Source organism: Methylibium sp. (assembly GCF_013817365.1).
Classification (GTDB): Bacteria; Pseudomonadota; Gammaproteobacteria; order Burkholderiales; family Burkholderiaceae_C; genus Methylibium.
Genome location: NZ_JACDCU010000059.1, coordinates 1 through 13,549, shown reverse-complemented (window position 1 = coordinate 13,549; position 13,549 = coordinate 1). Strand labels below are relative to the sequence as shown.

Below are 13,549 nucleotides of genomic sequence, written 5' to 3'. Positions count from 1 at the left end.
GGTCGATGTCGAGCGCGCGCAGTTGCTCGCTCATCGGCGGATACACGCTGGCGTCGCAGCCGGTGACCTTGTGGCCGGCCTCGCGGGCCAGGGCCGCCAGGCCCCCCATGAAGCTGCCGCAGATGCCGAGGATGTGAAGGTGCATGGGAGGGGGCCGGCAGTCCAGAGGTGACCGCAAACGAAAGGGCGCGGGGGGCGTCGCCGGTGCGCGGGGGAAATCAGCGCAGCGCGGCGCGGGCCGCGGCGATCGTCGCTTCGATGTCGGCCGGCGCGTGCGCGGCACTCACGAAGCCGGCTTCGTAGAGCGCCGGCGCGAGGTAGACGCCGCGCTCGAGCATGCCGTGGAAGAACCGGTTGAAGCGGTCGCCGTCGGTCGCCATGACCTGCGCGTAGTTCTGCGGCAGGCCGGCCTGCGCCGACCCGGCGTCTTTCGGGAAGAAGAAGCCGAACATGCCGCCTTCGCAATCGCCCACCATCGGCACACCGGCTTCGCGCGCAGCGTTCAGCAGACCGTCGGTGAGGCTGCGGGTGCTGCGCGAAAGCGCTTCGAAGAAGCCGGGTTTCTGGATCTCGCGCAAGGTGGCCAGCCCGCAGGCGGTGGCGACCGGGTTGCCCGACAGCGTGCCGGCCTGATACACCGGACCCAGCGGCGCCAGCAACTCCATCACGGCACGCGGCCCGGCGAAGGCGGCCAGCGGCATGCCGCCGCCGATGACCTTGCCGAACACGCTGAGGTCCGGCTTGAAGCCCGGAATCTGCTTTTCATAAAGACTCTGCGCGCCGCCCAGCGCCACGCGAAAGCCGGTCATCACCTCGTCGAAGATCAGCAGCGCGCCGTGTTGCGTGCACAGCTCGCGCAGCCGCCGCATGAAGGGCAGGCTGGCGCGCACGAAATTCATGTTGCCGGCGATCGGCTCGATCATCACGCAGGCGATCTCCGCGCCATGCGCAACGAACGCCGCTTCGAGCTGAGCGACGTCGTTGTAGGTCAGTACCAGCGTGTGCTGCACCACTTCCGCGGGCACACCGGCGGATGTCGGGTGGCCGAAGGTGGCCAGGCCCGAGCCGGCCTTGACCAGCAGTGCGTCGGCATGGCCGTGGTAGCAGCCCTCGAACTTGACGATCTTTGCGCGCCCGGTTGCGCCCCGCGCCAGGCGCAATGCGCTCATCGCGGCCTCGGTTCCCGAGCTCACCAGACGCACCTGCTCGGCGCTCGGCACCAGCTTCAGGATTTCTTCCGCCAGCTCGACCTCGCGTTCGGTCGGCGCGCCGAAGCTGAAGCCTTCGCGTGCGGCCTGCAGCACCGCTTCGAGCACCGCCGGGTGGCCATGGCCCAGGATCATTGGACCCCATGAACCGATGTAGTCGATGTAGCGCTTGCCGTCCGCGTCCCACAAGTAAGGGCCGTCGGCACGTTGAATGAAGCGCGGTATGCCGCCCACGGCGCGGAAGGCACGCACGGGGGAATTGACGCCGCCGGGAATGCTGCGTTGGGCTCGCTCGAAGAGCCGTGCGCTGTGGGAGCCTTTTGTTTGCGACGCGGCCGCGCCGAGCGCGCCGGAGGAATCGGCCATCGGAGCCACGGGAATCAGTGAATGCGACGGGGGCCGCGTTCTGCCGCCGGAGGGTCCTCGAGCAGAACCTCGCCCGGCGGCCCTTCGCCTTCCTCGACTTCCTCGCCTTCCGGCAATGCCCAGAAAAAGCGATCCGGCACCACATTGCCCATGCCCGGCCGAAAGCCGGCATCGAGCGCCTGATCGAGAAAGCTCAGTGCTTCGGATACGGCCAGGTGCAGGTCCTGGCCGCTGGCCAGCAGCGAGGCCAGTGCAGCCGCAAGGGTCTCGCCAGCGCCGACAAAGCCGGTGTCGAAGCGCTCGAATTTCTCTCCGGTGATGGCACCCTGCGGCGAAGCCAGCACGTTGTCGACGGAGGCCTCGCCGCCTTTGGTCGACGGCAGCGAAATGCCGGTCACGAGTACGTACTTCGCACCGAGTTCGCCGGCAGCCACTGCGAGCTCGCGGGCCGAAGGCGGGCGCTCGCCGTCCCAGTCGGGCAGCAGCGCGTCGATCAGCGTCTGCTGGTTGCCGACCAGCACTTCGGTGGCCGGCAGGATCAGTTCGCGAAAGGCGTCGAGGTAGGCCTGTTGGTCGTCTTCTTCCAGCCACGACACGTCGTTCAGGTAGGCCACCAGCGGCACGTCGGGATAGTCGCTCAGCACTTCGGCCACGCCGGCCACGCCCTCGGCGCTGCCGAGAAAGCCGACTTTCCACGCAGCGATGGTGATGTCCTCGAGGATGCTGCGCGCCTGCTCGACGATCACGTCGGATTCGATCTCGTGCGACTCGAACACTTCGGCGGTGTCGCGCAGCACGATCGCAGTGACAACGGGCAGCGCATGTGCGCCCATGGCGGCGATGGTCGAGATGTCGCCGGCCAGCCCGCCGGCGCCGCTCGGGTCGCTGGCGTTGAAGGTCATCACGCAGGCGGGCGGCGCGTCGTCGGCGGGAACTTCGGGGGTGTCGGCAGCGTCGGGCGCAAGGGTGTTCATGGGTGCTGATTCAAGAGCCCGGCGCTGCCGGTGAGAAGGCGGTCACGGAGTTCCAGAGATTTATGAGGAATGTTGCGTATGTGCCCACAAAGTCTTGTGTTTTCAGAATGGGCGCTCGCTAAAATGTTTCTTCATTGTAGTGAGCCGTCAAGACACCGTGAGCGAATCGAAAACCTGGATGTGCCTCATTTGCGGATGGATTTACGACGAGGCCGCCGGGGATCCGGAGCACGGTATCGCACCGGGAACCGCCTGGGCCGCCGTGCCGATGAACTGGACATGTCCTGAATGCGGCGCGCGCAAGGAAGATTTCGAGATGGTGCAGATCTAGCCCACGCCAACAAGCCGTTGAGGAGTGCGAAGTGCTGAATCAGGCACCAATGCAAAAGGGACCGGAGGGCGTTGCGGCCGAGGCCGCTGCCGAAGTTGCGACTACACGCGTGCTGGTCATCGACGACAGCAACACGATCCGGCGCAGTGCAGAAATTTTCCTGAAACAGGGCGGCTACACCGTCGTATTGGCGGAAGACGGCTTCGACGCACTGGCCAAGGTCAATGACCATCAGCCGCACCTCATCTTCTGCGACATCCTGATGCCGCGGCTCGATGGCTACCAGACCTGCGCCATCATCAAGCGCAACCCCAAGTTCTCGGCTGTGCCGGTGATCATGCTGTCGTCCAAGGACGGCCTGTTCGACAAGGCGCGAGGCCGCATGGTCGGCTCTCAGGACTACCTCACCAAACCGTTCACCAAAGACCAGTTGCTGCAGGCGGTCGAGCAGCACCGCGGCGGGTCTTGAGCTTGGCGTGCGCCGGCCCGCTGTGCGGCTCGTGCGCAGTGCGCCCGGGCTCGGCTGACAGTTAAAGGAAACATGATGGCGATCGAAAAGATCCTGCTCGTCGACGATTCGAAAACCGAACTGCATTTCCTGTCGGATCTGCTGAGCAAGCGCGGCTACAAAGTGCGCACGGCCGAGAACGCCGACGAGGCGATGAAGCGCCTGGGTGAGGACAAGCCCGATCTCATCCTCATGGACGTGGTGATGCCGGGCCAGAACGGCTTTCAGCTCACCCGCGCCATCACGCGCGACCCGCGCTTCCTCGACGTGCCGGTGATCATGTGCACCAGCAAGAACCAGGAAACCGACAAGGTCTGGGGCATGCGTCAGGGCGCGCGCGACTACGTCGTCAAGCCGGTCGACGCCGACGAGCTGGTCGCCAAGATCCGCGCGTTCGGCTGAAACGTCGTTCACCGAAGCACAGCGTCGAAGAGCGAGCGGCATGGCAAAAAAGGAAGCGCTGCGCGAACTGCAAAGTCGGCTGGCCGAGCGCCTGAAGAACGCGCGTTCGCAGGCCGACAGCGCGAGCTGGCTGGCTGTCGAATGCGCCGGTCAGGGCGTGTTGCTGCCGCTGGCGCAGGCGGGCGAGATCTTCTCCCTGTCGCCGCTGGTTCCGGTGCCGCACACGCAGCCCTGGTTCGTCGGTGTGGCCAACCTTCGGGGCCGGTTGCACGGCGTGGTCGATCTGGCGAGCTTTCTCGGGCTGGCGGCCGCGGGCGCAGCGCCGGAAGCCGGCCGCGAGCAGTCGCGGCTGATCGCGTTCAACCCGGCGCTGGACATCAACTGCGCGCTGCTCGTCGACCGGCTCGCCGGTCTGCGCTCGGCCGAGCAGTTGCAGGGCGACGACGACGGGCAGCCGCGACCGGCTTTTGCCGGCCCGCGCTACATCGACGCAGCAGGGCGCCGCTGGCAGGCCCTGCAGCTGGCTACGCTGGCTGCGGACGAAACTTTTCTGAAGGTGACCCGATGAGCGCCGAGGCAAGCGCATCGTCGATCGCCATTGATACGAGCGAGAGGCTTCTATGAGCTTTATGGACAAGTTCACCGGTCGCGGTCAACGCAAATCGTCTGCCGATCTGGCCGGCGAGATGGCCTTCGAGGACGCCTATCCGACGGCGGACGACCTCGTGGGCGCGGCCGGCGGCGGCACCGCCACGCTCGATCTCGGCGGCCGGCGTGGCGCCGACTCGTCGATCATCACCGAGGCTGCGCCCTCCGAGTTGCCCAGCGATTTCCACGAATCTCGCGAGCCCGCTTCCGCGAGCGGCGGCCTGCCGATGATCGGCACGCTGCCCATCGGCGAACAGCAGCGAATGCTCGGCGGCGTGCTGCTGCTCGGCCTCATTGGCCTGGTCTTCGTCACGGTCAACTCGCTCAACACCGCCAACGAGAGTTCCAGTCGCGTGGCGGCCACCGGCGAGGTGCTGATGCAATCGCAGCGGCTCGCGAAGTCGGTGTCGCAGGCGATGGTCGGCAACACCGCGGCTTTCCCCGAAGTGAGAGAAAGCGCCGACGCGCTGGCGAGCGCATCGCGTGGCCTGAGCCGCGGCAACGAGACGGTCAGCGCGGTGCCGGGTGCCGTGCAGCCAGCACTCGAACCACTCATGCCGCTGATCGATCGTGCCGAGCAGAACGCCGCCACAGTGCTGGCGCAGCAGCAGACCCTGACGCAGGTGAGCGAGGCCCTTCGCAGCATCAACCGGCAGTCGTCCGATTTGCTCGAGATCGCCGAGACGGTCTCCTCGCTCAAGCTTCAGCAGGACGCCACGCCGGCAGAGTTGTCGGCGGTGGGTCAGGTGGTCATGCTGACGCAGCGCATCGGCAAGTCGGCCAACGAGTTCCTGACTGTCGAGGGCGTTTCGCCCGAGGCGGTGTTCCTGCTCGGCAAGGACCTGAACTCCTTCCGCGAGATCACCCAGGGCCTGCTCGACGGCAATGCCGAACTGCGCCTGCCCGCCGCCCGCGACCCGGCCGTTCGTGAACGACTCGAGGCGCTGCTCAGGGAGTACGAGGAGACGCGCACGCAAGCCGGCGCGATCCTCGGCAATCTGCAGTCGCTGGTGTCGGCACGCGAGGCGCAGGCCGCGATCGTGGCCGACAGCGAGCCGCTGCGCAAAGGTTTCCAGGCGGTTCAAGCGCAACTGCAGGCGCTGGGCGGCTTGTCAGCGGGCAACGTGTTCCTGATCGTCCTGTCGGTGCTGCTGGCGCTGGCGGGTATCGCTGGCCTGACCTACGTGTTCCTGCACGACCAGCGGGTCCGCGCTTCCATCGCCGACCAGCAGCGCGGTGCGGCCGAACGGCTCGAGCAGGAGGCCAAGCGCGTCAACGACGCGAACCAGGCGGCCATTTTGCGGCTGATGAACGAGCTGCAGACGGTGGCCGAAGGCGACCTGACGCAACAGGCCACGGTGACCGAGGACATCACCGGCGCCATCGCCGACTCGGTGAACTACACCGTGGAAGAACTGCGCACGCTGGTTTCGCAGGTGCAGGACACGGTGTCGCGCGTGACCGACACGACGCAGCAGGTGGAAGCCACGTCAACGGAGCTGCTCGCTGCCTCCGACGAGCAGCTGCGCGAGATCCGCGAGACCGGCGAGTCGGTGCTGCAGATGGCCGGCCGAATCAACGGCGTGTCGGTACAGGCGACGCAGTCGGCCCAGGTGGCGCGCCAGTCGCTCGTCGCCGCCGAGTCGGGCCTGCAGGCGGTGCAGAACGCCATCGGCGGCATGAACACCCTGCGCGACCAGATCCAGGACACCTCCAAGCGCATCAAGCGGCTGGGCGAGAGCTCGCAGGAAATCGGTGAGATCACCGAACTCATCTCCGACATCACCGAGCAGACCAACGTGCTGGCGCTCAACGCCGCCATCCAGGCGGCCTCGGCCGGGGAGGCTGGTCGCGGCTTCTCGGTGGTGGCCGAGGAAGTGCAGCGTCTGGCCGAACGCTCCGGCGACGCGACCAAGCAGATCGCGGCCCTGGTGAAGACCATTCAGACCGACACGCAGGACGCCGTGGCGGCCATGGAGCGCTCCACGCAGGGCGTGGTCGCGGGCGCGAAGCTCTCCGACAACGCCGGCACCGCGCTGGGCGAGATCGACCGCGTTTCGCGCCAGCTCTCCGAGCTGATCGAGGCGATTTCCAACGAAGCTTCCCGCGAAGCGCAATCCGCCAACGTGGTGGCCGCCAATATCCAGCACATCTTCGCGGTGACCGAACAGACGGGCGAGGGCACGCGCTCCACCGCTCAACTGGTGCGCGAACTGTCGAAGTCGGCCGAAGAACTCAAGACCTCGGTCGCGCGGTTCAAGATCAACTGACGCGGCGCCGGCGCCGAAAGGCTCAGGGCGACCGCGCAGCACATGCACACAAGGCAGCCGATGCAAAGCCAACCGGACACCCTCGACGACGTCAGCGCCCTCGCGTGGGTGCAAGAGGAACTGCGCAAGTCGCTCGATGCGGCTCACAAATCCTTGCGGCGTACGCTCAAGGAAACCGAATCCACCTATGGCTCCGATCTCGACGACGTCGAGCCGGCGCTGCTGCGTACCGCTCGTGGCCACTTGCACCAGGGCATCGGCGTGCTGGAACTGGTCGGCCTGCCGGCGGGTGCCGCCATGCTGCGCGCCAGCGAGGCGGTGGTGCAGCGCTACATCGCCAAGCCGCACAAGCTCGACATCGCCTCGGTCGAGGCGATCGAGCGCGCTTCGTTCGCGCTGCTCGACTACCTGGCCCGGCGTCTGGCCGGCAAGCCGGTCTCGCCCGTGGCGATGTTCCCGCAGTACAAGGCGGTGCAGGAAGCCGCCGGTGCCGAGCGCATCCATCCGGCCGACCTGTGGCCGCAGGACTGGCAGTGGCATGTAGTCGCCGCGGAGGCCGACGTCGCGCCGCGGGCAGCCGACTTGGACACCACCGCCGAGTTCGAGTCGCAGGTGCTGACGCTGATGCGCCGACCCGGGCCGCAGATCACCGCGCGGCTGAGCGAGCTCAGCGCCGGTCTGGCCAGCGCTGCCGCGCAGTCGCCGCAGCAAAGCCACATCGCAACGCTGTGGCAGTTGGCTGCGGCCTTCTTCGAGGCGCAGTCCTGCGGGCTCTTGGCGCCCGACGTCTACACCAAGCGCCTGACCTCGCGCCTGCTCGCCCAGCTGCGCAACCAGCAGCGTGGCGACGCCACGGCGGGCGAACGGCTGGCGCAGGATCTGAGCTTCTTCTGTGCCCAGGCGGCCGCGCCGAGCGGAGAACAAGCGCCGCGGCTGGCGGCGGTGCGCTGTGCCTACCCGCTGAGCCGCGATGCCGCGCCCGGCGACTACGCCACGGTTGTGCTCGGCCGCCATGACCCGGCCTGGATCACGCAGGCCAGAAAGCGCGTCGGCAGCGCCAAGGATTCGTGGTCGGCCGTGGCGGGTGGCGAGATGCACCGCTTCGCCGGCCTGAACGAGCAGTTCGCGCTGGTTGCCGATTCGCTCAAGCGGCTGGTGCCCGGAGGCGAAGTGCTCGGCGAGGCTCTCGCGCGCGCGGTCGGCCACACGGTGCACGCCGCCAGCGCGCCGGCCTCGGCCCTGGCCATGGAGATCGCCACCAGCGTGCTCTACCTCGAAGCCGCGCTCGAAGACGGCGCCTTCGATCACCCCGACCAGGTCGCACGCATTGCGCGTCTGGCCCAGCGCATCGACGCCGTGCATGGTGGTGCCGCGCCCGAGCCGCTCGAGCCCTGGATGGAGGAGCTGTACCGCCGCGTCTCCGACCGCCAGACGCTGGGCAGCGTGGTGCAGGAGTTGCGAGCGGCGCTGTCCGAATCCGAAAAGCTGATCGACCAGTTCTTCCGCGCGCCCGACGCGCCCGCCGTGCTGATCCCGGTGCCAGCGCAGTTGCAGACGATGCGCGGCGTGTTGTCGGTGCTCGGCCTCGATCAGGCCACCCATGCGGTGCTGCGCATGCGTGACGACGTCGATGCGCTGGTCGCGGCCGGCAGCGAGGCGCGCCATCAGCAGGCTCTGTTCGAACGCCTGGCCGGCAATCTCAGCGCCCTGAGTTTTCTGATCGACCTGCTGGGCGTTCAGCCGCAGGCGGCCAAGTCGATGTTCAACTTCGATGCCGTGAGCGGCATCCTGGTTTCGCAACTGGTGCGCCATGCATCGCCGCTGGAGGCTGCCGCCTCCAGTCGGCTCGAGCCCGCGTTGATCGCCCAGGCCCAGGAACTCGCCGACGGCGCCAGCGCGACGATGCCGCTGGACGAGGTCTCCGAGCAGATCGAACGCCTCTCGCTCACGCCGGAGGTGTCGGCGCAGCCCGAACTGGTCGCCAGCCTGTCGAGCGCTCAGGCGGCGCTGCAGCGGGCGAGCGCGCCCGGCGCCGGCGTTGCATCGGAGTCGGCCCTGCGTGAGCAGCTGGCCGGCGCGCTGGCCGATTTCGTCTCGACCGCGTCAGACCCGGTCGGTCTGGACCCGGCGGGCCCGGTTTCTTCCGCGCGCATGCCGCTGATTTCGCTCACGCCCCGCGCCCCGGTCGAAGTGACGGGCCTGGAAGGCGACGACGAAATGCGCGAGATCTTCCTGGAGGAAGCGCGCGAGGTGCTGCAGGCGGCCGGCGAAGCGCTGGCCGCGCTGCGAGAACAGAACGACGACGCCGCCCAGCTCACCACCATGCGGCGCGCCTTTCACACGCTCAAGGGCAGCTCGCGGATGGTCGGCTTGAACGACTTCGGCGAAGCCGCCTGGTCCTGCGAGCAGCTCTACAACGCCTGGCTGGCCAGCCAGCAGCCGGCCAGCGACGACTTGCTGGGGTGCAGCGAGCAGGCGCTCGGCTACCTGGGCAGATGGGTCGAAGCCATTGCCGCGGGCGACGCTTCTGGGTGGTGCAGCGGGCCGGTACGGCACGCCGCCGATGCCTTGCGCATCGAGGGTCACTGGTCGGGATCGATCGACGAAGCCGCGCCGATCACCGTGCCGGGCGTGATGATCACCCTGCCGGAAGTGCCGCTGCCCTTCGGGTTGCCGGCGGCCAGCGATCTCGACCTGGCGCCTGCCGGAGATTCGGCCGCGCCGCCGCTGCAGGCCCCCATGACAGCCGCCGAATCACCGGCTGAGCCGGCCGCTCCCCCGGGGCTCGATTTCACCTTCGACCTCGGCGACGAGGCCACCGCGCCCGCGCCCGCTGAGCCGCCGCGACGTCAGGATTTCGAGCAGGTGTTTGCCCATATCGACTTGTCGCTGGACCCCAGCCCCGGCGCGGCACAGGAAGTGCCGGCGCTCGAAGAGGCCATCGAGCCGTACACGTTCGACCTTGCACCGACCGAGCTGATGACGTTCGACAGCCCGGCCGATACGGCCGGTCTGGACGAGGCGGTCATCACCACGCTGCACCTCGACATGCCCGCCGCACAGCCGCAGCCTGCTGACGCGCCGGACGACGTGCCGAGCGAGACAGGCCGGCTCGAGCAGGGAGCGCAAGACGACGCAGGGCGCGCGCCGTCTGCCGAGGCCGCGAGTATGGCGGCAGTGGACTCGCCCGAAGCCGAAGCCGAAGCCATTCCGGTGGCCGATGTGGTCGGCGTCGACGATGACGCCGCTGAGCGCCGCGAGACAGCCGCCCCGAACACTGAAGAGCCGGAAACCGAGGCCTACAACGATCAGGTCAAGCAGGTCGGGCCGCTTCGCATCGGCATCCCGCTGTTCAACATCTTCCTCAACGAGGCCGACGAGTTGTCGCGCCGGCTCGGCACCGAGCTGGCCGAATGGGCGCATGAGTTGCACCGTCCGGTCGGCGAGACCGCCGTCGCGCTCGCGCATTCGCTGGCCGGCAGTTCGGCCACCGTGGGCTTCGCCGACCTTTCGGCGCTGGCCCGTCAGCTCGAGCACGCCCTGATGCGCTCGGACAGCCTGGGCAGCGGCACGCCGGCCGACGCGCACCTGTTCATGGCCGGTGCCGACGAAGTGCGGCGCCTGTTGCACCAGTTCGCTGCCGGTTTCCTCAAGTCCCCACCGCCCGCGCTGATGGAGCAACTGGCCGCGCACGAGCTCGAGCTGGTGCGTCGACCCGACGCCGGCGCGTCCGCGTTGAGCGACCTGCCGGCGGTGAACACCTTCGCCGCGCCGCCGCCAGTCCCCGAAGAACAAGCGCCCGCGGCGGTCGATGCGCCAGAACCGCCCACCACCCAGGCGCCGCAAGCGCCGCGGGAGGTGCCGGCTGCGGGCCCTTACGCTGCCCTGGGCCAAGCCGAGTTCAAGCCCTTCACGGCGCTTGCGGCCGAGCCGCAGCGCGCCGCGCCGGTGCTGGCGCTCGACAGCGACGAGGACATCGACTCGGTCGATGCGGTCGATGCCGAGCTGTTCGTGTTCTTCGAGGAAGAGGCCCAGGAGCTGCTGCCCGAGTTGAGTTCGCACCTGCGCGACTGGACCGCGCAGCCGGGCGAGGCGGCGCATGCCGGCGCCGCCATGCGCACCTTGCATACGCTCAAGGGCGGCGCGCGGCTGGCCGGTGCCATGCGCCTGGGTGAGCGCGCGCACCGCCTGGAAACCGCCATTGAACACCTGCTGGCCCGCGATGCGGCGGGCCGCGAGGAGATCGAGGGCCTGCTCGGCCGGGCCGATGCGCTCAGCGCGACTTTCGAGGCGCTGCGCCAACGTGACGCGCTGGCCTACGAAGCCGCCCAGGCCGCCGCCGTCGCGGCGCTGGCTCAGGATGCGTTGCAGGCGCCGGGCCTCGTCGAACCCGTACCGCCGGCCTCGGGTTTTGCAGTGCTGGCTTCCCTGGGGCCTCAGGACACTGCCCCGGTTGAAGCGGCGCCTGCGACGGTGCCGGTCGGCGAAGCGCCCACGGTCCCCAGCGGCGAAACGACGCAGCCGTCCAGCGGCACGGAGATCGACTGGTCGCGTTTCGCCACGGCCGGCCCGGCCGCGGCGACGACGCAGCCGGCGTCCGCGCGCGCGCCGCTGGCCTCAGCCGCCGCGGTCCGGGTACGCACCCAGTTGCTCGACCGCATGGTAAATCAGGCGGGAGAGGTCAGCATCACCCGCGCGCGGCTCGAGTCCGAGGTCGGACAGATCAAGAGCTCGCTCGGCGACCTGACCGAGAACCTGGAGCGCCTGCGCGGCCAGCTGCGCGATATCGAACTGCAGGCCGAAACGCAGATGAGCACGCGCATGGAAGCCGCCAAGGCCGCCGCGCAGAGCTTCGATCCGCTGGAGTTCGACCGTTTCACGCGCTTCCAGGAGCTCACGCGGATGATGGCCGAGTCGGTCAACGACGTGGCCACGGTGCAGCGCACCCTGCAGCGCACGCTCGAGACGGCCGAGGACGAGCTGGCTGTGCAGCAGCGGCTCACCCGCGACCTGCAGGACGACCTGTTGCGCACGCGCATGGTGGAGTTCGAAGGCTTGTCGGAGCGCCTGTACCGCGTGGTGCGCCAGGCGGCCAAGGAAACCGGCAAGCAGGTGCGGCTGGACATCGTCGGCGGCTCGATCGAAGTCGACCGTGGCGTGCTCGACCGCATGACCGGCGCCTTCGAGCACCTGCTGCGCAACTGCATCACGCATGGCATCGAGACGCCGGCAGAGCGCGCCGCTGCAGGCAAGGACCCGTCGGGCAGCGTGCTGGTCACGCTGCAGCAGGAGGGCAACGAGGTCAGCGTCGAGTTCCGCGACGACGGCGCCGGCCTCGACCTCAAGCGCATCCGCGACAAGGCGGTGGCCATGGGCCTGCTCGACGCCGACGCCACGCATGCCGACGCGGAACTTGCCAACATGATCTTCATGCCCGGTTTGACCACCGCGGAGTCGGTGACCGAGCTTGCGGGACGTGGCGTCGGCATGGATGTGGTTCGTTCTGAAGTCAATGCCTTGGGCGGGCGCATAGAAACCGCCACCGCGGCGGGCCAGGGCACCAGTTTCAAGCTGGTGTTGCCGCTGACCACCGCGGTCACGCAGGTCGTGATGCTGCGTTGCGGCACGGCGACGGTTGCGGTGCCGGCCACCCTGGTCGAGATCGTGCGGCGCGCCAGCCCGGACGAGATCGAGGCGGGCTACGCCAGCGGCACCTACAGCCATGGCGATCACGCCCTGCCGTTCTTCTGGCTGGGCGCGCTGCTGCAGGCGAATGCCGGCAGCACCGAAGTGCCGGGGCGCACGCGCCCGGTGGTGGTGGTGCGCTCGGCCCAGCAGCGTGTGGTGCTGCACATCGACGAAGTGCTGGGCAACCAGGAAGTCGTGGTCAAGAACCTCGGCCCGCAGCTTTCGCGCCTGCCCGGTCTGGCCGGCATGACGCTGCTCGCCTCCGGCGCCGTGGCCCTGATCTACAACCCGGTCGCCTTGGCCACGGTCTATGGCGAGGCGGCACGCCGCGCCACCGCGGCGGCCCGCAGCAACGCCCAGCTGCAGCCGCTGTTGCAGCAGGTTGCGGCCGTGGCGGCGCCGGCCACGCCCCTGATCCTGGTGGTCGACGACTCGCTGACGGTGCGCCGCGTGACGCAGCGCCTGCTGGTGCGCGAGGGCTACCGTGTCGTGCTCGCCAAGGACGGCCTGGAGGCGCTCGAGCGCCTGGCCGACGAACGCCCGACGGTCGTGCTATCGGACATCGAGATGCCCCGCATGGACGGTTTCGACCTGGTGCGCAACATCCGCGGCGACGCGAGGCTGTCGGCGCTGCCGGTCATCATGATCACCTCGCGCATCGCCCAGAAGCACCGCGAGTACGCCGCCGAACTCGGCGTGAATCACTACCTCGGCAAGCCGTACAGCGAAGAGGAACTGCTGGCGCTGATCGGACGTTACTGTGCCGAGCAGTCGGCGCTGAGTTGAGCTGAACCGGCGCCGAGCGGCTTTGCGGCTTCACACCGCGCCGTCGTAGCCCTGCTGGCGCCAGGCCTCGAAGACCGCCACAGCCACGGCGTTCGACAGGTTCAGGCTGCGCTGGCCGGGGCGCATCGGCAGACGCACGCGCTGTGCTGCGGCAAAGCGCTCGAGCACGGCGGCGTCCAGACCGCGCGTTTCGCTGCCGAACACCAGCCAGTCGCCGCGCTGCCACGAGACTTCGGCGAAAGGCGTGGCGCCGCGCGTCGTGAATGCGAACAGCCGCGCCGCGACAGGCGCCTGTTGAGCAAGCAAGGCGGCCCACGATGCGTGACGGTGCACGGCGGCGTACTCGTGATAGTCGAGTCCCGCGCGCT

At 68.7% G+C, this 13,549-nt stretch carries 10 protein-coding genes; 6 read left to right on the top strand and 4 right to left on the bottom strand.

The features are described 5' to 3' along the window. The 3 genes from H0W38_RS06040 to H0W38_RS06030 all read right to left on the bottom strand — a co-directional run. The coding region (locus tag H0W38_RS06040) for a Mur ligase domain-containing protein (RefSeq protein ID WP_292452110.1) at window positions 1–145 on the bottom strand (145 nt) is incomplete at its 3' end. Window positions 146–218: 73 nt separating this feature from the next. After that, a complete protein-coding gene (gene hemL / locus H0W38_RS06035; RefSeq protein ID WP_292452106.1) occupies window positions 219–1,574 on the bottom strand; it encodes a glutamate-1-semialdehyde 2,1-aminomutase in 1,356 nt (451 codons plus the stop codon). Window positions 1,575–1,588: 14 nt separating this feature from the next. Beyond that, window positions 1,589–2,548: a bifunctional hydroxymethylpyrimidine kinase/phosphomethylpyrimidine kinase gene (locus H0W38_RS06030; RefSeq protein ID WP_292452104.1), complete on the bottom strand. Its 960-nt coding sequence runs from the start codon at window positions 2,546–2,548 to the stop codon at window positions 1,589–1,591. 178 nt (window positions 2,549–2,726) lie between these two features. On the opposite strand from H0W38_RS06030, the gene H0W38_RS06025 reads away from it, so the two are divergent. The 6 genes from H0W38_RS06025 (at window position 2,727) to H0W38_RS06000 (ending at window position 13,181) form a co-directional block, all read left to right on the top strand. Further along, window positions 2,727–2,879 carry a rubredoxin gene (locus tag H0W38_RS06025; protein ID WP_265402719.1) on the top strand — a complete coding sequence of 51 codons (153 nt, stop codon included), beginning with the start codon at window positions 2,727–2,729 and terminating at the stop codon, window positions 2,877–2,879. A 49-nt stretch (window positions 2,880–2,928) separates the two neighbouring features. After that, complete coding sequence (locus tag H0W38_RS06020; protein ID WP_292452102.1) at window positions 2,929–3,348, top strand: response regulator; 420 nt, start codon at window positions 2,929–2,931, stop codon at window positions 3,346–3,348. Window positions 3,349–3,423: 75 nt separating this feature from the next. Further along, the gene (locus H0W38_RS06015) at window positions 3,424–3,789 is read left to right on the top strand and encodes a response regulator (RefSeq protein WP_292452100.1); all 366 of its coding nucleotides are present in this window, start codon (window positions 3,424–3,426) and stop codon (window positions 3,787–3,789) included. A gap of 40 nt (window positions 3,790–3,829) precedes the next feature. Continuing rightward, window positions 3,830–4,357 (top strand): chemotaxis protein CheW, encoded by a 528-nt coding sequence (locus H0W38_RS06010; protein WP_292452098.1) that lies wholly within the window; start codon window positions 3,830–3,832, stop codon window positions 4,355–4,357. 52 nt (window positions 4,358–4,409) lie between these two features. Beyond that, entirely contained in the window at window positions 4,410–6,707 is a 2,298-nt protein-coding gene (locus tag H0W38_RS06005) for a methyl-accepting chemotaxis protein (RefSeq protein ID WP_292452096.1), read from the top strand. Between the two features lie 60 nt (window positions 6,708–6,767). After that, the gene (locus H0W38_RS06000) at window positions 6,768–13,181 is read left to right on the top strand and encodes an Hpt domain-containing protein (protein ID WP_292452095.1); all 6,414 of its coding nucleotides are present in this window, start codon (window positions 6,768–6,770) and stop codon (window positions 13,179–13,181) included. 30 nt (window positions 13,182–13,211) lie between these two features. Here the strand turns inward: H0W38_RS06000 and H0W38_RS05995 are convergent. Beyond that, a partial coding sequence (locus tag H0W38_RS05995; protein WP_292452094.1) for a tRNA (cytidine(34)-2'-O)-methyltransferase occupies window positions 13,212–13,549 on the bottom strand: 338 nt, incomplete at its 5' end.